Origin of the sequence: Bacillus sp. FSL M7-0558, from assembly GCF_038003245.1 — a bacterium.
Taxonomy (GTDB): Bacteria; Bacillota; Bacilli; order Bacillales; family Bacillaceae; genus Bacillus; species Bacillus pumilus.
Genome location: NZ_JBBOOU010000001.1, coordinates 1,081,554 through 1,104,500, shown reverse-complemented (window position 1 = coordinate 1,104,500; position 22,947 = coordinate 1,081,554). Strand labels below are relative to the sequence as shown.

At 41.2% G+C, this 22,947-nt stretch carries 23 protein-coding genes; 11 read left to right on the top strand and 12 right to left on the bottom strand.

Going from position 1 to position 22,947, the window contains the following annotated elements:
• Window positions 1-127: 127 nt before the first annotated feature.
• From MHB79_RS05355 to MHB79_RS05320, 8 genes are all read left to right on the top strand, one after another.
• Window positions 128-1,222: a CotH kinase family protein gene (locus MHB79_RS05355; protein ID WP_340989229.1), complete on the top strand. Its 1,095-nt coding sequence runs from the start codon at window positions 128-130 to the stop codon at window positions 1,220-1,222.
• 122 nt (window positions 1,223-1,344) lie between these two features.
• A complete protein-coding gene (locus tag MHB79_RS05350) occupies window positions 1,345-1,506 on the top strand; it encodes an aspartyl-phosphate phosphatase Spo0E family protein (protein WP_012009503.1) in 162 nt (53 codons plus the stop codon).
• Between the two features lie 127 nt (window positions 1,507-1,633).
• Entirely contained in the window at window positions 1,634-1,855 is a 222-nt protein-coding gene (locus MHB79_RS05345; protein ID WP_003211745.1) for a spore germination protein, read from the top strand.
• Window positions 1,856-1,869: 14 nt separating this feature from the next.
• Window positions 1,870-2,103, top strand: a complete 234-nt coding sequence (locus MHB79_RS05340) for a spore germination protein GerPB (RefSeq protein ID WP_003210877.1) — start codon at window positions 1,870-1,872, stop codon at window positions 2,101-2,103.
• Window positions 2,104-2,134: 31 nt separating this feature from the next.
• The gene (locus tag MHB79_RS05335; protein WP_003211179.1) at window positions 2,135-2,749 is read left to right on the top strand and encodes a spore germination protein GerPC; all 615 of its coding nucleotides are present in this window, start codon (window positions 2,135-2,137) and stop codon (window positions 2,747-2,749) included.
• Window positions 2,746-2,922, top strand: coding sequence for a germination protein GerPD (locus MHB79_RS05330; RefSeq protein WP_003210893.1), 177 nt, complete (start codon window positions 2,746-2,748; stop codon window positions 2,920-2,922). Before MHB79_RS05335 ends, MHB79_RS05330 begins: the two co-directional genes overlap by 4 nt.
• Window positions 2,922-3,353, top strand: a complete 432-nt coding sequence (locus tag MHB79_RS05325) for a spore germination protein GerPE (RefSeq protein ID WP_050945359.1) — start codon at window positions 2,922-2,924, stop codon at window positions 3,351-3,353. Before MHB79_RS05330 ends, MHB79_RS05325 begins: the two co-directional genes overlap by 1 nt.
• A 22-nt stretch (window positions 3,354-3,375) precedes the next feature.
• Complete coding sequence (locus tag MHB79_RS05320) at window positions 3,376-3,594, top strand: spore germination protein (protein WP_003211468.1); 219 nt, start codon at window positions 3,376-3,378, stop codon at window positions 3,592-3,594.
• A gap of 45 nt (window positions 3,595-3,639) precedes the next feature.
• Here MHB79_RS05320 and MHB79_RS05315 read toward each other — a convergent pair whose 3' ends face one another.
• From MHB79_RS05315 to addB, 5 genes are read right to left on the bottom strand one after another with little or no spacing between them, the layout of a single operon-like run.
• Window positions 3,640-3,939 (bottom strand): HNH endonuclease, encoded by a 300-nt coding sequence (locus MHB79_RS05315; protein ID WP_113386916.1) that lies wholly within the window; start codon window positions 3,937-3,939, stop codon window positions 3,640-3,642.
• A 19-nt stretch (window positions 3,940-3,958) separates the two neighbouring features.
• Window positions 3,959-7,354, bottom strand: a complete 3,396-nt coding sequence (gene sbcC, locus MHB79_RS05310) for an exonuclease subunit SbcC (protein ID WP_253622754.1) — start codon at window positions 7,352-7,354, stop codon at window positions 3,959-3,961.
• The gene (gene sbcD / locus MHB79_RS05305) at window positions 7,351-8,526 is read right to left on the bottom strand and encodes an exonuclease subunit SbcD (protein ID WP_044139868.1); all 1,176 of its coding nucleotides are present in this window, start codon (window positions 8,524-8,526) and stop codon (window positions 7,351-7,353) included. The genes sbcC and sbcD overlap by 4 nt, the downstream gene beginning before the upstream one ends.
• A 26-nt stretch (window positions 8,527-8,552) precedes the next feature.
• A complete protein-coding gene (gene addA, locus MHB79_RS05300) occupies window positions 8,553-12,251 on the bottom strand; it encodes a helicase-exonuclease AddAB subunit AddA (protein ID WP_340989225.1) in 3,699 nt (1,232 codons plus the stop codon).
• On the bottom strand, window positions 12,229-15,738 hold the full coding sequence (gene addB / locus MHB79_RS05295) for a helicase-exonuclease AddAB subunit AddB (RefSeq protein WP_340989222.1): 3,510 nt from the start codon (window positions 15,736-15,738) through the stop codon (window positions 12,229-12,231). Before addB ends, addA begins: the two co-directional genes overlap by 23 nt.
• Window positions 15,739-15,903: 165 nt before the next feature.
• Here addB and MHB79_RS05290 point away from each other — a divergent pair, with 165 nt between their 5' ends.
• Entirely contained in the window at window positions 15,904-16,350 is a 447-nt protein-coding gene (locus tag MHB79_RS05290; RefSeq protein WP_003211961.1) for a ferritin-like domain-containing protein, read from the top strand.
• A gap of 197 nt (window positions 16,351-16,547) precedes the next feature.
• Here MHB79_RS05290 and MHB79_RS05285 read toward each other — a convergent pair whose 3' ends face one another.
• Genes MHB79_RS05285 through MHB79_RS05275 form a run of 3 tightly spaced genes read right to left on the bottom strand, consistent with a single transcriptional unit; the run spans window position 16,548 to window position 18,269 of the window.
• A complete protein-coding gene (locus MHB79_RS05285) occupies window positions 16,548-16,958 on the bottom strand; it encodes a DoxX family protein (RefSeq protein ID WP_106029930.1) in 411 nt (136 codons plus the stop codon).
• Window positions 16,959-17,014: 56 nt separating this feature from the next.
• Window positions 17,015-17,854 carry a M56 family metallopeptidase gene (locus MHB79_RS05280; RefSeq protein ID WP_050945367.1) on the bottom strand — a complete coding sequence of 280 codons (840 nt, stop codon included), beginning with the start codon at window positions 17,852-17,854 and terminating at the stop codon, window positions 17,015-17,017.
• Window positions 17,847-18,269, bottom strand: coding sequence for a BlaI/MecI/CopY family transcriptional regulator (locus MHB79_RS05275; RefSeq protein ID WP_003210872.1), 423 nt, complete (start codon window positions 18,267-18,269; stop codon window positions 17,847-17,849). The genes MHB79_RS05280 and MHB79_RS05275 overlap by 8 nt, the downstream gene beginning before the upstream one ends.
• Before the next feature lie 266 nt (window positions 18,270-18,535).
• Between MHB79_RS05275 and MHB79_RS05270 the strand changes: the two genes are divergently transcribed.
• On the top strand, window positions 18,536-19,681 hold the full coding sequence (locus MHB79_RS05270; RefSeq protein ID WP_212046139.1) for an AbrB family transcriptional regulator: 1,146 nt from the start codon (window positions 18,536-18,538) through the stop codon (window positions 19,679-19,681).
• A gap of 34 nt (window positions 19,682-19,715) precedes the next feature.
• On the opposite strand, the gene lepB is transcribed toward MHB79_RS05270, so the two are convergent.
• Together lepB and MHB79_RS05260 are read right to left on the bottom strand one after the other, a co-directional pair.
• Window positions 19,716-20,228, bottom strand: a complete 513-nt coding sequence (lepB, locus tag MHB79_RS05265; protein WP_003212294.1) for a signal peptidase I — start codon at window positions 20,226-20,228, stop codon at window positions 19,716-19,718.
• A complete protein-coding gene (locus tag MHB79_RS05260) occupies window positions 20,228-20,845 on the bottom strand; it encodes a TVP38/TMEM64 family protein (protein WP_340989216.1) in 618 nt (205 codons plus the stop codon). The genes lepB and MHB79_RS05260 overlap by 1 nt, the downstream gene beginning before the upstream one ends.
• Before the next feature lie 153 nt (window positions 20,846-20,998).
• On the opposite strand from MHB79_RS05260, the gene MHB79_RS05255 reads away from it, so the two are divergent.
• Window positions 20,999-21,361, top strand: coding sequence for a hypothetical protein (locus MHB79_RS05255; RefSeq protein WP_003210969.1), 363 nt, complete (start codon window positions 20,999-21,001; stop codon window positions 21,359-21,361).
• A 68-nt stretch (window positions 21,362-21,429) separates the two neighbouring features.
• On the opposite strand, the gene MHB79_RS05250 is transcribed toward MHB79_RS05255, so the two are convergent.
• A complete protein-coding gene (locus tag MHB79_RS05250; RefSeq protein WP_309216351.1) occupies window positions 21,430-22,386 on the bottom strand; it encodes an LCP family protein in 957 nt (318 codons plus the stop codon).
• Window positions 22,387-22,643: 257 nt separating this feature from the next.
• Entirely contained in the window at window positions 22,644-22,919 is a 276-nt protein-coding gene (locus MHB79_RS05245) for a barstar family protein (protein ID WP_309216350.1), read from the bottom strand.
• Between the last annotated feature and the right edge of the window lie 28 nt (window positions 22,920-22,947).

Sequence of the window (22,947 nt, the reverse complement as noted above, 5' to 3'; positions counted from 1 at the left end):
ACTTGGTAGACAAGTGTTCTTGGCGGATGCCCCTTTCTTTTAAAACTCCATGAATACCTAACAAACGGGTACAGGACATTCCTTCATTTTCATATCGTAAAGAAGAGCAAAGGAGGAGGATGAACACATGACCACAGAACCTTTAAAGCAAATGGATATTTGGATTCATCCAAAGGACCTGATTGAATTAAGAAAAGACATATGGAACGACGAACCTGTTGAGGGCATTTTGAAAACTGGCCAGATCAAATCACACATTTATGCTTCATACCGGGGGTCTCATATTAGGAAACTTAAGAAAAAGTCCTATCAAATTGAATATCGAAAGCCAAAGCAAAGACAAGGCGAATCCATCTTTCATTTAAATGCGGAGTACAATGACCCTTCGTTTATCCGAAACAGGCTGTCCTTTTATTTCTTTGAGCAAATGGGCGTGCTAAGCCCTGCAGCGTCTCATGTGTTTCTCACGATAAACGGAAGAAAAGAAGGCATTTATTTAAAAATAGAATCTGTCGATGAGCACTTTTTTCAGAAAAGACAGCTTTCAGGAGGCGGCATTTATTATGCAGTCGATGACGACGCCAACTTTTCCCTTTTGAGTTCATTTGATAAAAAGCCAAAAAAACACCTTCTCCTCGGGTACGAGAAAAAAACAGGGACTTCTCAACATGATCAGCAGCTAAGTGAATTTATTTACTTTCTCAACACAGCGAAAGATGACATATTTGCAGAAAAGATTGAGCATTACCTAGATGTGACCCAGTATTTCCGCTGGCTCATTGGTGTTGTGTGCACACAAAACTTTGACGGCTTTGTCCATAACTACGCTCTTTATGTGAATGAACAAGGCAGATTCCAAGTGCTTCCTTGGGATTATGATGCGACATGGGGCCGTGACATTCATGGAGAAGAAATGGCGTTTGATTATATTCCAGTAAGCGGCTTTAATACTTTAACTGCTAGATTACTAGATATCCCTTCGTTTAAGAGAGCCTATTACACGCTTTTCCAGCACGTACTCGATACACATTTTTTAGAAGACCGGCTTTGTCCAATTATTGAAAAATGGCATGCTTCTATTGAAAACCGAATCGGAGATGATCCTTATACAAGAGACCGAAAAGACATTCTAAGATCAGAGCGAGAGGTCATCCGGCAGTATATCAACAAAAGACGACGTTATTTACAGGCTGAAATAAGAAAAGAGAGAGATCGCACGTAAGGACGCTTTCGAATTTTGTCACTTTATTACTCATATTGACGAAACAACTTTTTTTATAGAAAAATAGGGTATACTAACCATATCCTTCTATTTGATAAAAAATGTGAGAGTTGGCGTCCGTTATGATCAATTATGAAATTGAACAAAAAAGATTACATTTAATTGAGACCGCAAAAAAATTCGGGATGAATGCCGAAGAAACCATCAGGTGCAGTCAAGAGCTTGACACACTCTTAAATAAAGGCATCAAATATACCTCGAATGAATGCTCTAAAAAAGGGTAAACCATACACCTCATTCCTCTCATCAAAAGCTTTCAAAAAGACAATCACACATTAAAAGACCCATCATAAGCTATGGTGAAACGCCCAAAAACAAAGTGCCTTATTTTTATAAAGGATGTGCACCGCTATGCCGGCTATTGTTGGAGCCTTTAAAGTAAATGCCGTCGGAACGAGCGGAGTCGTTCATGTTGGAGACTGCATCACCATTTCTCCAAATAGTCAGGTTAAAACGTTTGCTGGCGCAGGCAGTTTTAACACTGGTGATCAATTGCGCATTAGCAACTATAAAAGTGTGACAAATACGTACGACAGTGATGTCATTGATCAACCGCTTGTTGGTAACTTGTAAGGAGTGAGAATCCGTTGAACTTCTATATTAATCAAGCGATACAAATTAATTATTTGCGTGTAGAGTCTGTCAGTAACTCCTCTGTGCTGCAAATTGGGAGCGCTGGTTCAATTAAAGCTCTTTCTAATCTGTATAACACGGGCAGCTACGTAGAAGCAGCACCTGCCGCAGCAGGCACACAAGGAATTGAAGAATCCCAAGGCGCAAGCACAGCACCTTTTGTACCGCTTCAGTCACCAACAACTTAAGTTCATCTGCAATCCCCGGAGGTGTATGTCAATGTATGACTATCAAAGCAACGCTTCACAAGTGTATGGCATCATTCAAAAACAAACACAACAAATCATGATGCTTGAAAAAAGGCTTAACGAACTTCAGCAGGAAATGCAAATGATCAAGGATAAACCGACAACGACGATTGAACGGATTGATTATCAATTTGATCAACTGAAAATCGAGCGGCTGGAAGGTACGCTGAATATCGGCCTCAATCCATCTGATCCAAACAGTGTTCAAAACTTTGAAGTGGGCCAAACAACAACCCCGGGCATTGGAATGATGCAGCAAGAAACGGCTGATCAATTTTTCAATCAAACACGCCAGCTTGTCGACGCATTCTTAAATGAAGAAGCGCCAGAACTTCTTGAAGAGCTGGAGCAGCGATATGAAGGGTCTCTTGATGAAAGCAACAAGCACCACATCATTGAGGATATTCGCAAGCAAATTGACAGCAGAATCAAATACTATGCAGGACAGCTCCCGCACCGGGAAGATATGACTCCGCTGCAGCGTTCAGAGCAAATTGCTGAATATGTGAAGCATGATGTTAAACGAGCGATTGAGCACTTCTTAGCCCATATTCCAAATGAAACGAAAGGAGAGGAAAACGGATGAATTTCACAGTCGTCAACCGCAACATCGAGACCGGAAGCATTAAAGTAGTTGGGGTTTCGTCCTCTTCCCTATTTATCATCGGGGACACAGATCATGTACAATTATCCTCCATTTTTGATACACCGCCAGAATCTTTGATCATTGGCCCGTTTGTTCCTCTGGCACCTCGATAATGATTAAGCGCACATCTCAAGTGAAGTTCTCGAAGGTGAATTCTGTCGGGATTTCGAGTGTCGTTCAAATTGGTGATACACAGGAGCTATGCCCGAAGGTCAAGGTGTTAGCTGTTCAACGGACGCTTAGTTTGTTTTATGGCTATGAAGCAGAAAACTTAAATGCGAAAGAATTTGAAGTATATTTTGAGCCGATTCCATTGATGCTGCCAGAACGATCAGTTAGAACGGCTTTTTACCATGAAAAGCCTGTGATTAAAGTTTCTTCGATACATGTAGAAGGGGTATCATCGTCCTCTGTCTATCAAATCGGCTCTACTTGTAGAATGAATGCCGTTGCGCGAGTGAAGCATATTCGAGAGTTATTTAGCAACGACGAAAGTCCGCCAAACTCACAAGTGGACCTACCTGCGCATATGATGGTGATATGACTTCGAATAAAGGATGTCGATTATGCCAGCAATTGTCGGACCCATTTACATTAACTCTATTTCTGGAGGCGTCGTAAACGTCGGTGACTCATTTTACCTTTCACCTAAAAGTTCGTCAAAATCTGCTTTAGGCTCTGGAGCGGGGAATACCGGAGATTTCTTGATATTAAATAATGGCATTAGCGCCACCAACTATGTGGATCCTGACTTAAATGATCAGAATATGGTAGGCAATGCATAAAGCAGCTCCTCTACAGTCATTTCATGAGAGGAGCGCTTTTTATGCTTATTTTTTTCTACGTTGTCTCGATTTTTTTGTTTTAACCAGCTTGCTTGCCGGCTGTTTTCGAATCCATTTGATGTACGAAGCAAGCTTTTCATCCTGCCTTAGTGCATCAAGTGTGTTCAAGCGCACGGCAAGCTCCTGGTTTGTAAAGAGGGCATGCACTTGTTTATGGCAGGGGATACACAGGAAGGTAGTCGGTAAAAAAGCCCCACCTTCTTCTCTTGGTGTTAAGTGGTGTTCTGTGAGCAGGACATGTTGTCTTCCGCAGAGCTCACATAATCCAATGGTTTGCTTTGCCACCCTGTCATCACCTCAACATTTACATTAATTCCATTGAGACCGTTGTCCCTTTCCCGCTTGGATCTGCTGGATGAACAATCAGTTTCTTCGGTAGTCTCATTTTCAATTCTTCCACGTGGCTAATAACACCAACTGCTAAATTGTGAGACTGTAGCTTTTCTAATGCGGTAATGACCGTATCAAGCAAGTCTTGATCGAGCGTACCGAATCCTTCATCAAGGAAAAAGAATTGCAGTGGGAATTCACCTCTCAGCTGAATTTGTGCGGAAAGAGCAAGGGCAAGCGCCAGTGATGTCAAGAAGGTTTCCCCGCCGGACAAGCTGGACACAGGACGCCTAACACCGCCATTTGCATCATCTCGCATAACAAAGCCGCCTTCTGAGTCGACCTCAATCGCATATCTTTGTCTCGTCAACATACCTAAGCGGGCGGATGCATCACGACTGACACTTTCCAGCTGTTCTTCTGCTAAAAATTCAACAAACGTATTCCCTTTAAAAACAGTTTGCAGTTTATCAAGGCGATCAATTTCTTCCTGCAGTGCTTCCAATCGTTCGTGAATACTTGCAAAGCGCTGATGATTCTCTTCAATCACACGCAGGTGTTCATGTGCGGACCCACTCATTGCTGTCGCTTCTTCCAATGCTTTTTCAGCTGCAGCTTTTCTGTGCTGAATGTCTGTCCACTGCTTTTCATCCAGTGACTCTTCTTTCAGTAATTCAGAAATTCGCTTTAAGTTTGCGGCACATTCCTTTCTTTTATCCTCAAACTCCTCAATTTCCTGTTTGACCGATTGACGTACTGGCTGTTCCATTGAAACAGACTCAATTTCCTGCGGCATATGAAAAGGAGAAGATTCTGCTTGTTTTTCCCATGCTGCTTCTGCTTCATGTTTTCGCCTGTTCGCCTCTTGAAGCTGACGCTCACTGCTTGAAAAATGACTTTGCGCCTCACTAAACAACTGCTGCGCGTGCTGCAATTGCTTGTACGATTGCTGCTCTTTTTCATTAAGAAGAGAAAGGGTGTGTTCAACCTCTATAAGTTCATCAGAAATAGAGGCAGCTTTTAATGGATATCGGCCTAAATCTGTTTCATATTGTTGGATAAGCTGCTGCTGACTTTCTAACTGATGCGCTAGTTTATCAAGTTCTTTCTCGACATTGTATATCACTGTCTGCAGCTGCTCTTTTGCTAGCTGTTTTTCTTCCAAAAACGTAATGCTTTTCTCAATACGTTCTTTATAGCCTTCCGCTTGTTGGTCCTTTTCATCGATTTGCTTTTGCATTTCTTGTACTTGATTCAATGTAAGATGCGGGAAGGTCTGTTCAAATTGAGTCGTTTGCTCTGAAAGCTCAGCATCAAACTCTTTGATCAGCACCTCTAATTCTTCGATGCGCTGCTGTTCAAAAGTCATTTGCTCTTTTATCTTGCTCATCTCTGCTACTTGATCATGCGTTTCATCCATTAAACGAGCTCGTTTATGTTCAACTTCTTGAGTATCCTGTTTTATGCCTTTCCATTCTTGCACCATACCCTGCAAAGACTGCGAATTTTGTACCGTTTCTACTGCTGCAGCGACTTCCGCTCCAGGGGCTTTCTGAGATAAGAAAGCGAATTGCTTTACTAATTGATTGGCATGCGTTTCGAGAAGCTGCTTTGCGGCATACATGTCTCTCCCATAATCCTCTGCCTGCTTGAGCTCTTTGTCCATCCGTTGAATGACTTCATCGACTTGTGCCACGGTTTCTTCATGGTCATTGGATTGCAAAGCCTTTGGATCATGATGAATCGACCCACAAACCGGACATGGCTCACCATCTACTAGCTCTGCCGCTAATTCTTTTCTTAATTCTGCCGCCCTTACCGCATCTCGCTGCTTTAATTTTTCGAGTTTCTGTTGTTGTTCTTTTTGACTCCATTCTGTCAGAGCTCGTTCGAGTTCACATACATAAAAATAGAGGTGTTCAATTGCTTGAAACGATTGGTCTATTTTTTCATAATGGTCGTTTTGCTGCTTTTGAAGCTTTTCATATGCTTCTGAAGTCTGTGAGGCTCGCTTGTTGAGCTCCTCCAGCTTTTGCTTTTCCTTTTGAATACTAAGGTTTATTCTTTCAACATTTTCACTTAAACGTAAAGCATCCTGTACACTTTTGCGTTCTTTCACTGAAACTTGTAACTGCTCCAGCTCATTTTTCAGCTGTGTTTGTTTCGTTAGTGCACGCTCTAATAGAGATTGGAGATTCTCCGCTTCTTTCTTCTTTTGGAGGAGCTGCTGCGCTTTTTCATTTTTTTGGCGCTCTATGCTCGTCTTTTCCTGAAAAGCTGCCTCTTTTTTACGTTCAATTTCTTTTAGCTGAATCAGCTGTTCTTTCTTTTGGAGAAGGTCTGGCTCTGTCTCTATTTTCTTTTGCCGGGCTTGCTCATACTCCCGCGCCATTTGATCATAGATCGTTCGTTGATGCTGCAGCTGCTTTTCTGCGTCCTGTTTCTCTTTCGATGCTTGAGAAAGCTGTTTTTCAGCCTTTGTCAATGCATCCGCATAGGGCTTTAGCGTCTCTGCCTGCTCTGCGATATGGAGCTTCGTCTTTTTCTCTTCTATTGATGGTGCTAGTAAATTCAGCTTGTTTTGTTCAGTCTCGTAAGCTTCTTGTTCCTTTTGATACTGCCAGATCGCTTGCGCCTTTGTAAAAGCAGTGAACGCTTTGTCCCGCGCTTGTTTTTTCTCATGAAAAATAGCCTTTGCCTGCTCAGCTGCTTCCTTTGCTTTTGCCAGCGCCTCTGGACCAGCTTCTCCTAAACCATTCAGTTCAGCTAGCAGTTCATTTTTTTGCCCATAATGCTTTTGAGCCTTTGCACGCAATCGCTTGACGAGTTGATCTCCATATTTCTCCAAGTTAAATAACCGCTGAAGCATTTGACGTCTGTCTGCCCCTTTGAGGGAGAGAAATTCTGCAAACTTCCCTTGAGGTAAGACAACCGCACGGGTAAAGTCATCAATGGTTAATCCGAGTAGTTCTTCTACTTTACGATTCACCTCACTCGCTTTATCTGCGAGAACTGTCTGCGTATCACCGATTTCAATTAGGCGGCATAATGTCGTTCTGACTTTCATTTCATCCGCTCGTTTGAAAGCACGTTCAACTTTATAAGAAATGTGGTGTTCCTTTTGCAAAGCAAATGTAAAGGAAACCGACAGCTTTTCTTCCGCTTGGTTCAAAATACCATGTGTATTATTTAACGCACGCTCCACTTTGCCATAGAGTGCCAGTGTCATGGCGTCTAATATGGAAGACTTTCCACTTCCTGTCGGTCCAAATATGCCAAACACACCCGCATCACATAATGAGCTAAAGTCAATTATTTGTTCTTCTCTGAAGCTATGAAGTCCTTTAATGGTCAGCGTAATCGGCTTCAAGTCGCTTCCTCCTCTTGCATATCATTGGCTAGCTCTAAAAACAGTTTGACTGTTTTTTCATCAGGCAGACCGCCACCTGTCTGGCGCTCATAAAACTTCACGAACCTCTCTTCGATCGAGAGTTTTTCCACTTGCTTTTGCTCTTCTATTTGCTGTAGTTCTTTGAACTTTGGACGAATGTGAACAAACCCACTATGCTGCTTTCGGAGCTGATGAATCTCTTCAATAGAGAGCTGATCTGTTAAATGAATCTCTAGATCAATCCATGCCTGAAGATCCCGTTTTTCATCCAGCCACTCGTACACTTGACTCAGTCCCTCAGTCGCCTTCCATTTCATAAGTGGTTTTCCGCTTGATAGAAACACTTCTTTCCAGCTCGCTTTTTCATTCGGTTTTGCCTCTACAATTGTGACTGATTTGGCGTAACCTGATTCAGAAAAGCTATAAGCAAGAGGTGATCCAGAATAACGAGCAATCGTTTTGGCACGTTTGATCGTTTGCGGCCTGTGCAAATGACCAAGTGCAACATAGCAAGCGGATTCTGGCAGGCTTTCAGCCGCAACAGTATATGCGCCGCCTACTTCAATCGGTCTTTCTGAATCTGTTTGACTCCCCCCTGCCACATAAATGTGGCTTGTTGCCATATTGACCGTATCCGGTTGAAATTGATTACTTAAATGTTGAAACGCTTGTTGAATCTTTAAATTGTAATGATCACGAAGCAACTTCTCTTCAAATGTTTCAGCTAGCACCTCATTTAGTCTCGCCTCAGACGGATAAGCGAGTGCTGCAATGGATAAACGTTCATCCGCAGAAGGAACATCGACACGGATGATGTCATTTGTCGGATATCCAATTAAATGAATCCCTTGATCATTTGTTAAAGGTGATGCGGCTGATAAACGATCCGGATTATCGTGGTTGCCTGAAATGACCACTACCTGGCGTTTTCCTTTATCAGATAAAGCAGATAGACTTTCATAAAAAAGCTGCTCTGCTCTAGCAGGCGGATTCACAGTATCAAAGGCATCACCGGCCATCACAATGACATCAATGTGTTCGTCTTTCACGATTTGATACAGTTCATCTAAAAACTGTGCTTGCTCATCGAGCCGGCTTCGACCTTCAAGGGTTTTCCCTAAATGCCAATCCGCTGTATGCAGAATCCTCATGTGATTCACCTCTCATTCCGATACATTTATAAAGAAATTTCTAAATTCCCATCGAAGAAATAGAGAATTTTCTCCTCTAATGTTCTGTTTGTCAAACGCTCTACAGCTTTTGCATATAAGGCTATTTGGGTTTCATAACGCTTTTTCAAGATCGGTTCAGCAGCGTCAACTGTATATCTGCCTTGTACTCTATCAGTTTTATAATCTAGTAAATATAGCTTTCCACCTGTTTCAAATAAACAGTCAATCATCCCCTGAATCAGAACAGGCTCTCCCTCAGTATCAATATGACTGTATACCTCTTTAACAGGTAACACCATACTAAATGACACCTCTCGTTTTACCCAGTCCGCTTTTAGCAGTTTTTGACCAATTGAAGTAGAGAAGAAAGAAGCAATTCCTTCTTGATTAATTGATTGGATCTGCTCATCTGTTAGCAAGTCTCGCTGCTGTAAGGATTCGAGCAGGTGTCCTATACGTGATTCATCATAGGGCTCCTCAGAAGGGAGCGGGATATGCTGCATCACTGTATGCATTGCGGTGCCTTGTTCTGCGGCAGTGAGTGTTTTTTTCTTCATGAAAGCTGGCCGGTCATACAATGTTGCACGAGCTTTTCGAATAGAAGAAGGAACACTGTACTCATCCTGTATTTCTTTCATTCTTTTTATCTCGGAAACAGACTGCTTTGTGCCGACTTGCGAGGCCGCTAGATACGGATATTTCCATGAGAGTCTCTCTGCCACCTTCTCATCAGCATCACCATATCCTTCAACAGGTAGACCATCGATCAATGCTTGTACAATCTCGTCTTGCTCCTTTTTTTCAAGTGACATATCTTCCTTTAAAAGATCAGAAGCTTGCGTAAATGAGATAGTAAATGTAGACGGATGCGAAAGAACAATATCTCCTGTTTCTTCTAAAACAGATGACATCGCTTGATGACGGATAAGGGCAGGGCCAATGAAATCTAAGTATGTTTTCGATTGATACCGTTCAAAATCAGGGAGCAGCCACTCTTCTCCGGTTGCGGCATTTTGCCATTTGCTTAATGCTTTCACCTGATTTTTGACAGAGCCGACCAGAAATAATTTTTCTTTAGCCCTTGTGAGCGCTACATATAGGACCCTTAATTCTTCAGATAATAACTCTTTTCTCATCTTTTTTTTCATCGCCACAAGCGGTAATGTCGCATAACTAATTCTCAGCTCAGGATGGATGTACTTGCTTCCAAAGCCTAGTTCTTTATCAAGTAAATAGGGCTGGTTTAAGTCCATCATATTAAAGTTTCTGCCGAGCCCTGCGGTAAAGACGACTGGAAATTCTAATCCTTTACTGCTATGGATCGTCATCATACGCACAACGTCCTCTGTTTCACTGAACGTTTTTGCTGCACCAAGATCATCCCCACGCTCCTGCATTCTTTCAATAAAACGAAGGAATCGGAATAGCCCTCTAAAGGCAGCTTTTTCGTATTGCTTAGCCCGGTCATAAAGGGCACGAAGATTTGCCTGTCGCTGCTTGCCTCCAGGCATTCCGCCAACATATTCAAGATACTGCGTATCACGGTAGACTTCCCAAATTAATTCTGCCACCGAATGATTGATAGAAAAATCACGCCACTTGCGCAGTAATTGGAAAAATCGCTCTAGTTTTTTGCATGTAGGGTGATCAGAATGCGTCACACTCATGAATGCCTTTACAGCATCATAATACGTGCCTTTTTTATCACTCGTTCGAATCAGAGCCAATTCATTTTCGTCTAAATGAACAATAGGTGATCTTAAAACAGCAGCAAGCGGGATATCCTGATATGGATTATCGATGACTTTTAACAATGAAAGAATGACAGACACCTCTGTTGCTTCAAAATAACCAGAGGAAAGATTCGCATATACAGGGATTCCCTGCTTCTTTAATTCCTCCATCATTTGCGGAGCCCAAGGCATAGACCGAAGCAAAATGACAATGTCACGATACTGCAAATTACGGGTCATTTGCTGCTTTGCATCGTACACTTGAAATGGCTGCTCCACTAATTCTTTTATTTTTTCAGCAATGATTCTCGCTTCAAATTGGACGGTCTCGAGCTCTTCTCGCTCTTCGCCGGTTTCTGCTTCCTGCTGATCTAAGTGGACAAGAAGCATTTCTGTCGTTGTATCTTTGCTTTCTGGATAACTCGCTCCAAGCTTTAATTCAGCTTGTTCATCATATTCAATTTCTCCCACTGTTTCCCCCATCAGCTGCTTGAACAAAAAGTTCGTACTATCTAAAACATCTGAACGGCTACGGAAGTTTTTATTTAAATCGATTCTCTTCCCTGTTTCTTTGCCGTCTGGTTGAAAGTGTTTATATTTGTTTAAAAAGAGCATAGGCTCTGCCAGTCTAAAACGATAAATAGACTGCTTTACATCACCAACCATAAACAGATTGCCCTCAGCAGAATGTTCTCCTTTAGATACAAGCTTTAAAATCGTTTCTTGTACAAGGTTTGTATCCTGGTATTCATCAACGAGCACTTCTTCAAACTGCTGTTGATAGTATTTGGCAGCTTCTGTTTCGATCAAATGTCCTTCTGCATCCTGCTCCGCTAAAATGCGTAAGCAATAGTGCTCTAAATCCGAAAAGTCGACAATTGACTTTTCCTGCTTCGCTCTTTCGAAACGCTCACCAAATTGGATCACAAGCTCTACAAGCGTCTCCACAACTGGCTTCATTTCAGCTAAGCTTTTTAAATGTTGGGCAGGACAGCGCATGAAGTATTCATCTTTTAGTTTTTCTAATTGTTTTTTTGCTTGATTACGTGCATCTGTGGATTTTTCTAAGAGAGCAGGGTCATATTCGTCCCCTTTGCACGTTTTGAGCCTTTTAAAATTGACGTTCGGCAAAAGCTCATAAAGCTTCTCAAAATCATCTTGATGACGGATTAATTCATTGACTTGCTCTAAATCATCTATAAAATTCTCTGCTCTCGGTGCTGGGCCGCCCGGTTCTTTTGATAGCGAAAGAGCTCGTTCAAGCAGCTCCTGGCAGCTCCGGAGAACGAGAGAAAGATCTTCTTTGATATATGGATAAAACGGTAATTCTTCTACTTTTGTTTGAGCATCTACATCATAAAGTGAAAGAAATGCCCGCATCCATTGCTCCGGAGAAGGATGAGATCTCGAAAACTCATAAATTCTCTTCACGAGCCATTGCAAATCTAAGTCGTGACGGTCAGATGTGTAACGATCAACCAATTCAAAGAATGATGGCTTTCCAGCCTTATATTCATCCTCAAACAGTTCGTCTAACACTTCATCTCCTAATAATTCTCCTTCTGTTTGGTCAGCCAAACGAAAGCCTGGATCAAGATCAATTTCATAGTAACAGGTGCGCAAAACCTGCAAGCAAAAGGAGTGCAAGGTTGAAATATTGGCTCGATTCATGAGGGACAGCTGCCTTCTCATATGAAGAGACCCAGGGTTTTTGGCTAATTCTTTTTCAAGTGCTTCTGTGATCCGATGCTTCATCTCTGCCGCAGAAGCATTTGTGAAAGTCACAACGAGCAGACGATCCACATCAACTGGATGTTCAGGCCGGGTCATTTTTCGAATCAGGCGTTCAACCAAAACAGCTGTTTTACCTGACCCTGCCGCCGCCGCAACCAAGATATCTTGTCCTTCTGAAACGATGGCTTCCCACTGGTCATCCGTCCACGTACTGTTATTCGGTTTTGGTATTTGCATACTGATCCCCTTCTTTTTTGATCCGTTCTATCACAACATCATCCTTTTCAGAGGTGAGCACCCTAAAATCATTATCTTCTATTGATTCATCGAATTGGCAAATAGACTTGAATGAACAAAAGCGGCAAGGTGTTTGATCCTTTAATTTATATGGATTAATTGCGACCTCTCCATTTGTAATTCTTTCGCCTGCTTCTTCAAATGTGCGCCGAACGTGTTGTGTGAGTATATGGAAATGATCCTCACTTAAAACTGCCGAATCAGAACGGAAAGACCCATCCTTTTTCAAACCGGCTTGAATGACTTGCGATCTACCTGAATCAAGCGTTTGATCCATTAGCTTTACTGCTTCCACATCTTCAAGCAATAAACCCTTCATTTTAAATTTCTTGAAGATTTCCTGCTCAATTTCATCCTCTGCAAGTGGAATCGGTGCTTGAATGAGCGGATCATGAATATGGAAATATAAAATGCCAGCAGGCGTTGCTTCTACGCCGAGCCACTCTTTCGAATACGTAATGGTTAGGTCTAAGTATGTGAGCATTTGCAAGGCAAGACCATAGTATACTTCTGCTAGGTCAAGACCTTTCTCACTGGATTTGTAATCGACGATTCTTAAAAGCAGCCCTTTTGAACCTTCTGCCTTATCTACCCTGTCAATCCTTCCGACAAGCTCCATCGTGCAGCCATTCTTTAATTGAAAAGTAAACGGCGGCAAAGGCCCTTGACCTCCAAAACCTAACTCAAGCCCTACCGGAGAAAATCCACTCAATTTGGCATGTTCACTTAATATAGAAGAGACTCGAATCAAGATTTTCTGAAGCTTTTCTTTAATATAAGCATGCCGATTAGAGCTTAATAGAATCTCCTTTTGAAGACGCGGAGCAAGCTGTTCGATTGCATGTCTTGAATAGGTGACACAATCTTCCTTCGTTAGGTTTTTCCAATCCTTTTTTTGTTCAACTAGCGTATCTGAAATATGCTTCAAAGCCGAGTGAAACAGCTGGCCGATATCGGGTGCTTCCAATTTGTAAAATTGTCGATCCTTTAGTTTTAAACCGTGGGAAGCAAAGTGAGAGAATGCACACGCATTGAACTTCTCCATTCTTGAAACACTGCCCTGAATATGGTCACCGTAAAGCTCTTTTGTGACATTAGGCTTTAATGGCTTCGCTCGATTTGTAAAGAACAAGCTTGACATGATGTTTTTTGATACATCCCGATGAGGAGATCTCATTAAGTAGTTATAGACACTCCACCATACACCGCTGATGGGATATTGATTGAGCCATTGCTGCAGCTGTGAGACGGTATAAGACAACGAAACATGCTCATTCGCTACAAATTTTAATTGCTCATCGTCTTCCAGCTGTTCTGGATCTAACACATAAAGAGCCTGCTGATGATTTGGCATAAGCTCTTGGCAATACTTGATGAGTGTTGAAGGCAATAGAGAACGTCCTTCTGCATCAGAAGCCGCATAGGATAGATACAAATGATGGGATGGACTTGATAACGCTTGGTAAATTAAAAATTGCTCATCTAGCAGCCGTTCTTTTCCTGTCTCTGCCAGCTCTGCTCCTGCTCGTTTTAACCATTCTCGGTCATCCTCAGACAATACACTCTCATCAGAGGGACGTGCGGGAATAACGCCATCATTTACACCAATGATAAACGTACACTTCACTTGATACATTCTGGATAAATCCATACTTCCAATAAATACTTGGTCGAGTGAAGGCGGAATCAAAGCGAATTTTAGAGAAGCTAACCCTGTATCTATCATCTGTTGGAATAAGGGAAATGAGAGCTCTTCGTCACCTAGTATGTCAACAAATTCATCCATTAATTGAATCACCGCATCCCATACTTGCCCGTGCTGCATTGCTTCAGCTAATCGACCTGCTTCTTCAGCCTCAAGCCTCGCCTTTTCAAGCTTATCTGGTACTTGTATCTCTTCTAAAAAGACATAGACAGCCTCTACCATGTCCCTTACCTTTTGCGCTTTTTTGAGCCTTTTCTGCAACTGGTAAAGCGGGGGCGCGATCCATTCTTTGACGTCATTTAGCATTTGTTCCATTTCAATTTCTTGATCTGTTTGTCCGAAATCCTCATCTAATGATTGGAAACGCCTGTAATGAAACCGGGAGCCGTTTGTCCAGCGCTCTCCTTTTACACCATAAGCAATGCAATAGTTTTCAAGCTGATCTGCCTGCTCTCTCGCTTTGTTCTTAGTGATTTCAAGCGGAAATAAGAACTCTGTTTTCACGCAGCGAAATACCGCTTCATACCGCCAATTTCCTTTTATGACATCCAAGCTCGAACGAATTAATTCAATGAGCGGATGATACTGCATCGATTCATTTCCATCAATAAAAAAAGGAATATCGTAATCTCGAAAAACCTCTTTTAACGTATCTTTATAGTCATCTACATGCCGCGCTACAATCGAGATATCTCGCAGTCTGAGTCCTTTTTCTCTCACTAAATCAAGGATATCTCTCGCTACTCCCTCAATTTCAGCTCGTTTATTTGCACTTTTAGACACTGTGAGATGAGGGGTGTTTTCCTGATATGGCTGAACGGGTCGCTGCTCATATTGGTGTTCTAAATAAGCAAGATCTGGTGTATAAAGGTGCCGATGATTTCTTTCAAAAATATTTTCAGAAATGTCAGCTTCGCACTCTTTAGCAAGCTGATAGAGCTGGAAATACGTTTTACCTGTCATACGAAATAAATCAAGTTCATTTGGCTGCCTATCATGATAGGATCGATCTACTGTGAAAGCCGCAGTTATTTTTGCTGCATGCAGCAAGAGCTGTTCAATGACAAGAAGCTGCTGCGGTGTAAATTGATAAAAACCATCTATATAGATGTGTGCTCCTTTTATTTCTTCAGCTGAAGGAATTTGCTGGGAAAGAAGAGTCAAATAGTCTTCTGAGTGCACATATTCATCTTGTAAATGCTCCTCCATCTGCTGATAAAGAACATGGAGATCATGCAATTTTTCGGCTGCCCGTCTTTCTTCTGTATACTCTGAATGCATGCTAGACGCTGAAATTTTCTCAATATCCTCCGGCAGCATACAGTATCTTTTTAATTCAGCCATCGTTTTTTCGATTTGCTCCACAAACCCCGGCTTATCACTCGCTTTTTTGAATACTTTAAACTTGTCTTTCTGCTCTTCAATCACTTTTCTTAAAAGCATTTGAATTCCTGTGCTTGTCACAAATTGCCGATTCGCTCCACCAGTCTGCTGTAAAATCGACCAAGCAAGACGAGTGAAACTAAATACTTTAGCTCTGATCATTCCACCAGCTTCAGACGTTTTCGCAAGCTCATATTCCATTAAAAATGTCATTTGATCCGGGACTAAAAAAATGATTGGCGGACCCAACGGATCAAGCCGAAGCTGTTCTTTGATTTCCTCTAAGATTGCAGTCGTTTTTCCACTCCCCGATCTGCCTGCTAAAAACTGAATCTCCACGTTCCACAACACCTTTCTTATGTACTCATATTCTAGCGAAAATAAAGGTAAATAGCTATTTTCCGATCACGTTCCCATTCTCCTTTCTGAAAAAAGACATAGGCACCTTTCCTCACTCTTTTCATATCATAAACCATCATGAACTAAAAGGAGGCTGGCAATATCATGTATTACGGTTACTATGACTACTCGCCTTATGACATGCGCCAAAACACAAGGATCATTTCAGACCTTGAGAAAGCGATTAATGGTGAGTATTCTGCGATCCAATGCTACGAAAAACTTGCCCAAAAGGCAAAAAATCCTGAAGCAAAAAAGATCATTCAAGAAATACGCCAGGATGAAGTCAGACACTATCAACTATTTTCAAAGCTATATTATTCTTTAACAGGGAAAAACCACAAACCAAGCGTAACAGAACCTTGTCCAGACCAATTCAGAGAAGGACTTATGTTTGCCTTTAAAGATGAACAAAAAACGGTCGATTTTTACTTAAGCGTATCAGACTATGTCCGGGATCAAGGAACAAAAGAGCTAATGAAACGTATCGCTCAAGATGAGCAGCAGCATGCTGTATGGTTTTTATATCTTTTAACGCACCATGTATCATAGATAGTCCTATTTTAATAGGAGATCGTATGTTCCGTCAAAAAATGAAATCGATTTTTCGTTCATTCAATCTATTAAAGAAAGCGCTAAATGTAGCAAATCCTCACATCCCTTCCTTATTTTCAAACGAGAAAATGAGATTTTGACCATTAAAAAAACTCCTCTGCCCAAAATAGCAGAAGGAGTTTTTTTATGATCTTTTAATGAAATTTTGCTTCATTGCTTTGCTGCTGATGCTTGAGTATCCCATCAATTGACAACAGCTTACTGCCGCTAAGAGTCAAATAAAGCGCCATGACGAGCAGCGAAAGTTCAAATTCATAGCCACCAACAAATCCTCTAGAAAAACCAACAGTGATAATCGCTACTGCCATAATTGGTACGAATAATGCTGCGAAAATACGTGTTCCTAGACCTAAAATCAAGGCAATACCACCGACTAGCTCAATTGTCTTCACAATATAGGCCATAAATTCAGGTACACCGATTTGTCCAAAGAATGCTGCTGTGCCTCCCAGCCCTCCTTGATATGCCTGAAGCCCATGTAAAAAGAAAATAATACCTAAAATAACGCGTACAAAAAGTGTTCCTATTTCTTGATTTGTTTTCATATAGTGATTTCCTCCTGTTTTTACACTACACAATGTAATGTTAATAAGTAAAAAAATTAGTAATTAAGGTTGAGCATAATCATTAAGACCACCATCAGAATGGCTGATGTGACGATTGGAATCATTGGTACATTAAAAGGAATATTGTAAGTTGGATTTAAGATTTTTTGTATTCTTAAATTCAATGCCCGATCCCCAAAGGACACCGCAAACTTTGTTTGTTTTTGAAACTGGGTTCTCTTTTTAATCAGCTTCAAAAGGGCCTGCCCTACTCCAAGCTCAGTACCTGTCTTCTGAATGGCATAGTCATCTGCAATCACTTCACGAAAAACAGAGTAGCTTTGTCTCATATGCTTTAACACTGGAATGTACCAAATGACTTTTGTGAGCATTGAGAACATGAAAGCCTTTAAAGGATCATAGCTGTATTTGTGATGCAATTCATGATGAACTACAGCGTCAATCTCTTCTTCATCCAGCATGTCCATGAGAGCTGTTGATAAATAAACCTTTGGGTGAAGCATCCCCATTGCAAAAGCAAGCGGTTCATGACAATGAAACACGATGATGTCATTAGCATATTTCTCAGATAAAGATTCGGTCGACTGGTGATCGACTGCAAGCATCAGATTTTGCTTGAATTGAATGTACTTTTTGATTTGTTTCGTCATATAAAAAATCGCAAAACCCAATGTGTAGAGGACTAAGGCATCCAGAAAGTATTTTAAAGGAGTGAATCCATAGAATTCGAGCACAGACTGGCATACATGGATCAGGTTATATGCTTGATTCCAGCCAAAAAAGCTTGAAAGCACGTAATACCCCATCTGATAAAAAATGGCTAAACCAATCAATATACCGCCTGAAAACAGCAGACTCGACTTCATTTTATTCATTTTGCTGCTCCTCTTTTTTAGATGCTAGCCGTGCTTCTAGTACTTTGAGTAATTCAGGATCAGCACTTTCAATCGCATCCACCATATGATTCACTGCCAGTGGACCGAAATCATCCATCAATCCTTGTGTAATCCATTTTGTTTGCTCATTTAGAAATTCTTCTTTTGTTAAAATAGGATTATAAATAGATGAGCGCCCTTTTGTTTTTTTCTCCACAATTCCTTTTTCGGTTAAGCGGTTCAGCACAGTCATCACGGTGTTGAAATTAATCGGCTTCTCATCTGACAGCTTTTGCTGCACCTCTTTAATCGGCATATCCTCACCTTCATAAAGGATCTCCATAATTCTTCCCTCTAAAGGACCAAAAAAACGATTCAATCCCTTTTCATTATATTTAAAAGAAGGAATTTTCATGTTATCACCCCACACTATGTAGTGTAGTGTAATTGAAAATGATAGTCAACTGATAACATAAATAGGGGAAAATCGTTGTATATAGACTTTGTTTTTGGTAAAAATGATATCTTTCTTTATAAAAATGTACTAATCATTTAGTGATAAGATAATCTTATGAAAATAGTGAAAAAATTCGTATTTTATTTATAGAGACTTTTGTATTATAGTGAAGTTAACAACATTTCACTTACTGAACAAACATATAGGAAGAAGGTTTACATGTGATAAAACAAGGAAACAGCCTTCGAACCGATCTCATTCTCATTGCGATAAGCGGTTTAGGTGGATTTCTTTTGTCTTTAACAGGTATGTCCATTGGCTGGATGGTAGGTACATTAATCACCGCAGCTTTTATTGCTATGCGCCGCCCCACCCTGTTTCAGCGTAAAGGAACTAGCACCTTACGTATTCACAGCAGATGGCTGCTCCTTGGTCAATTCATTCTCGGAATCGAACTCGGACAGAAAATGAATATGGAGGTCCTTCACATTTTCGCTGAAAATTGGCTCCCTGTGAGTTTCATGCTCGTCTTTTCTATTCTACTGGCGATGCTCTCAGGCTTTGTCTTATGGAAGCTGAGCAAAACAGATATGCTGACAAGCTTTGTCGGAACTGCCCCCGGCGGTTTATCCGCTATGCCGGGCATTGCCCAAGAGGTGGGAGCCAATACAGCTGTTGTGAGTCTCGTGCAAACGATACGTGTATTAATGGTTGTACTCACTATCCCATTTACAGTGTTTTATTTAAATACAAAAAACCAAGCGGATGTGGCTGTAGTTACGCAAGGGAGCGCTTTTTCTTCGGGTGTTTTCACCCTTTCAAACATCTCTTGGACCGCTGCGCTTATTTTAGGTGCCTGGCTCATGTCACGCCTAGCAGTTCGTCTTCATTTCCCTGCTCCTTGGCTGATCGGCAGCATGCTAGGCGTCGCAGCTCTTCAAGTTGGTGCGGGCGCACTCATAGGTTATGATTTGATTCCTTATTGGCCGGCACAAGCGAACATTGCGTCTCAAGTATTTCTAGGTGCAACCATCGGTTCAAAAATGAATAAAGAAATGTTTGTCGGGCTAAAAAACACTCTCATTGTGGCTGTCGTCAGCTCAGCTGGGCTAATTGCTGCGACTGTCCTCAGCTCTATTGCCATCGCTGAGATCACAGGTATCTCTGTCATTACAGCCATTCTTGCTTTTTCGCCTGGCGGTATTGCAGAGATGGCAACAACTGCGGTCACACTGCATGAGGATTCTACCTTTGTTGTGGCTGTACAAGTCGTCAGAATTATTCTCGTCATTGCAATGCTGCCACCGTTTTTCCGCTTCTTACATCACGTATGGGCAAAAAGGCAGCCTGATTATAAAGCCGCAAAATAAAAAGAGACGCTTTGCATGTGCAGAGCGCCTTTTTTTATTCGCTGGTATTTCTTTTAACACCGACAACTTGATCCTTTGAAATGGTGCCAAAATGCCGGCTGTCGAAGCTATGTATTCGGTTATCTCCGACCACAAAGTAATGATTGTTTTTGATTTTATCGTCTCCTGTGATGGCTTTCAGCTGAAAATCCCCTGTCAGAACGTTCCCCATTTTATGTTGTTTCTGCTTTTTTAAATAAGGTTCCTTCTTTTTTTCACCATCGACAAATAACTGATCATCTTCATACTTGATCGTTTCTCCTGGGAGTCCAATGACCCGCTTGATCAAGATTTGATTTTTAGGTCCGTGAAATAACACATAATCAAACCGGCTAATTTTCGTGAGTTTTGGCGAGAACTTATTGATTAATAATTCTGTTCCATCTGTAAAAGTTGGGTCCATACTAACCCCTTCTACTTTATATGTGACAAACATGAAATTCTTGACTTGGAACAATAAGACGATGCCTGTAATAATCATCAACCATAGCAATGGCTTCTTTTTCATTAAGAGCCTCCTTTGTTCTCACGTTTACTCATTCGAATGTTTAACCTATTTTCTACTCTCTTTCCAACATACCATAATACTGCAATAACTAGAACCGCAAAAATACTTCTTAACGGATTCTTAACTAAAGCAGAGAGGTCATAACCAATAAAACTAATGATAAAAAGCATGACACACTTACCAGATAAAGTAGCTAATGAGAATTGCCAAAAGCTAATTCTTGATAAACCTGCTACAACATTGACGGCAGCAGAGGGTGTGAAAGGAAAGCAAAGTAAAATAAATAATGGACCAAATCCCCGCTTCTCCACCCAAAGCATCAATTTTTTAATGGAAGGATGCCTGCTGATAAAGTTGAGCATTCTCATCTGTCCAAACTTTCTGATCAGTAAAAAGACAAGAATAGACCCTGCACTTGCGCCAATCCAGGTCAATAAAAATCCTTCCCAAAGGCCGAATGCATTTGCATTCGCTACAGCAAACACAACGAGTGGTAAAAACGGAAGAAATGCTTCTATTAAAGGGAGCAATATGGCCACAATCGGTCCAAAGGCCTTGTAGCTCTCAAAAAATGATGTGATATTTTCGTGAGTAAATAGGGAAAGAAATGATGTCAACTTGTTTGACTCCTTCAAGGTTTGTCTACTTTTCATTTTACATGGAAAACATAAAAATATACAAATGAATCCCCCCCCCCTTGAGATTATTTGACTCATTCGGTATAATAAATAAGAACATGTGTTCCATCAAGAAAGAAAGCAGGCTTGGACATGACGAGACTATCAAGAATACAGCTTCAGATGATGGAACAGGCCATCTTTCTTCCAATGGTCGTCTCCATCCTCAATCGTGATTTGACTCACTTAAAACAACATCAAACATTTAAACTAAATGAACCATACATTCAGCTTGTGACCTCCGCCTTAAAGGAAGCACAAAAAGCACTTTATGAACTAAAGCAGCATTTACGTAAAGAAAAAATGAAGGTACAGCAAATCGAACACGATGAAGGATTTACAACGTATCTATTTATCATGGATGGCTATGAAGAAAAACATAAATACTTTAATCCACGTATACGTCACCGGGTAGAGGAACTGCTGACACGGTATTTTCTTCATCAAGCGAATTGAATTTGCTTCATTGTCGCGCTTCCCCATTCAAAGCAAAAAGCCTGCCACAGCGGCAGGCTAATGCTTCTTTATGATAATTCAAGCTGTTCTCTCAGCTCTGTTCTCACTTCTTCTAATCCAGCGCCATCTAACTCAAAGTAATACACATTCCCAGGCTGATAATCATGGCCCTTTAGCTGAATGGTATCCACTGATTTCAATGAGCTCAATAACGGGAAAAGACCGATAAACTGCTTCATGGACAGATTGGTTGAAACATTATCACCAAGTGTATCAATGATGTTGTCATAGGATGGGATCGAAGAAATGGATTTAGACTTTTCAAAGATGGCTTGAAGTGCTTCCATTTGGCGCTTCCCGCGCATGAGGTCACTGTCTGCCTTTCTCGTTCTCACAAAGGCTAATGCTTCTTCGCCATTTAACGTATGTGTTCCTGTTTGCACATGAACTTTCCCTTTTGAATCCTTTTCCATTTGTTTTGCGATACCTTCATCTTCAATCGTTACGTCAATTCCGTTTAGCTCATCTACAATGTCTTGAAACGCCTTAAAGTTCCCTGAAATCACATAGTCTACAGGAATGTTCAACAGGTTTTCGACCGTTTTGACTGACAAATCTGCACTCCCAAACGCATGGGCGTGGGCGATTTTATCATATCCTCTTCCCGGAATATCTACATAAGAATCACGAGGAATACTGAGGAGCTTGATGGTTTTCTCTGTTCGGTTCACAGCCGCCAGTAAGACCGCATCACTTCTTGCTTCGTCTACCGTTTCACCTGGACGGCTGTCAATTCCAAGCAGCAGGACCGAGAAGCTGTCCTTTCCTGGATCAAAAGCTTTCACACGCTTTTGCGAGGTGTCTCCTCTTTCTAATGACACTTGCGCCTTATTCGACGCTTTTGAAATTTTATAGTAAGCATATCCTGTCACAGATATTGCCATCACCATGACAAATGCCATGATAAACAGCACGACTTTCACCCAAGGTCTCAGCCTTCTTTTTGATCTTGTTTTCTCCTTCATCCTTTCCGAACCCTCACTCTATCTTAGTCTATCAATGTAGGTTCCACTATAACATATTTTAACGAAAGTTTCCTGCACGCAACATATTTTTATGAATCCACAATTAAAAAAATTTAAAACTCAGATAACTCAATCTTTTAATCTGCCGGTAGTGTTCTTTTTAAATGATTCCGTATAGTTAGCATTGTCTACATCCATATCATCGCAGAAGAAAATTCAGAAAAAAGCAGCCTCTAATGTCGGCTGCTTTTTCACCATTATTGAAAACTCACTTGAAATTGTCCCTTCAATTCCTCTTCTGCTTCTTGAAATAACTGCTTTACGCTTTCTGCATACTCGCCAAGAGCGTCCTTGCTCGTGTCAAAATTCACCCATGTCAACTCTACTGGCAGATTTACTTCTCCTGTCAAACAGTCCCATAGGGCATCGAGATTTTTCCCGTAGTAGTCAGGAAGGTGTAAAACTGTTTTTAGTTGGTCATGAAGCTCTTCTTGCGACCTGCACGACGCGCCGTCCAGCTGCACTTTTTTCATGTCATCTTCCCCTCTCATGCCTTTATTT

What these genes read in the sequence shown, in the direction of transcription:
- MHB79_RS05355 (WP_340989229.1), top strand. Translation starts at nt 128, where the DNA reads ATGACCACAGAACCTTTAAAGCAAATGGATATTTGGATTCATCCAAAG.
- MHB79_RS05350 (WP_012009503.1), top strand. Translation starts at nt 1,345, where the DNA reads ATGATCAATTATGAAATTGAACAAAAAAGATTACATTTAATTGAGACC.
- MHB79_RS05345 (WP_003211745.1), top strand. Translation starts at nt 1,634, where the DNA reads ATGCCGGCTATTGTTGGAGCCTTTAAAGTAAATGCCGTCGGAACGAGC.
- MHB79_RS05335 (WP_003211179.1), top strand. Translation starts at nt 2,135, where the DNA reads ATGTATGACTATCAAAGCAACGCTTCACAAGTGTATGGCATCATTCAA.
- MHB79_RS05330 (WP_003210893.1), top strand. Translation starts at nt 2,746, where the DNA reads ATGAATTTCACAGTCGTCAACCGCAACATCGAGACCGGAAGCATTAAA.
- MHB79_RS05325 (WP_050945359.1), top strand. Translation starts at nt 2,922, where the DNA reads ATGATTAAGCGCACATCTCAAGTGAAGTTCTCGAAGGTGAATTCTGTC.
- MHB79_RS05320 (WP_003211468.1), top strand. Translation starts at nt 3,376, where the DNA reads ATGCCAGCAATTGTCGGACCCATTTACATTAACTCTATTTCTGGAGGC.
- sbcD (WP_044139868.1), bottom strand. Translation starts at nt 8,526, where the DNA reads ATGAGGATTCTGCATACAGCGGATTGGCATTTAGGGAAAACCCTTGAA.
- addA (WP_340989225.1), bottom strand. Translation starts at nt 12,251, where the DNA reads ATGCAAATACCAAAACCGAATAACAGTACGTGGACGGATGACCAGTGG.
- MHB79_RS05290 (WP_003211961.1), top strand. Translation starts at nt 15,904, where the DNA reads ATGTATTACGGTTACTATGACTACTCGCCTTATGACATGCGCCAAAAC.
- MHB79_RS05285 (WP_106029930.1), bottom strand. Translation starts at nt 16,958, where the DNA reads ATGAAAACAAATCAAGAAATAGGAACACTTTTTGTACGCGTTATTTTA.
- MHB79_RS05280 (WP_050945367.1), bottom strand. Translation starts at nt 17,854, where the DNA reads ATGAATAAAATGAAGTCGAGTCTGCTGTTTTCAGGCGGTATATTGATT.
- MHB79_RS05275 (WP_003210872.1), bottom strand. Translation starts at nt 18,269, where the DNA reads ATGAAAATTCCTTCTTTTAAATATAATGAAAAGGGATTGAATCGTTTT.
- lepB (WP_003212294.1), bottom strand. Translation starts at nt 20,228, where the DNA reads ATGAAAAAGAAGCCATTGCTATGGTTGATGATTATTACAGGCATCGTC.
- MHB79_RS05255 (WP_003210969.1), top strand. Translation starts at nt 20,999, where the DNA reads ATGACGAGACTATCAAGAATACAGCTTCAGATGATGGAACAGGCCATC.
- MHB79_RS05250 (WP_309216351.1), bottom strand. Translation starts at nt 22,386, where the DNA reads ATGAAGGAGAAAACAAGATCAAAAAGAAGGCTGAGACCTTGGGTGAAA.
- MHB79_RS05245 (WP_309216350.1), bottom strand. Translation starts at nt 22,919, where the DNA reads ATGAAAAAAGTGCAGCTGGACGGCGCGTCGTGCAGGTCGCAAGAAGAG.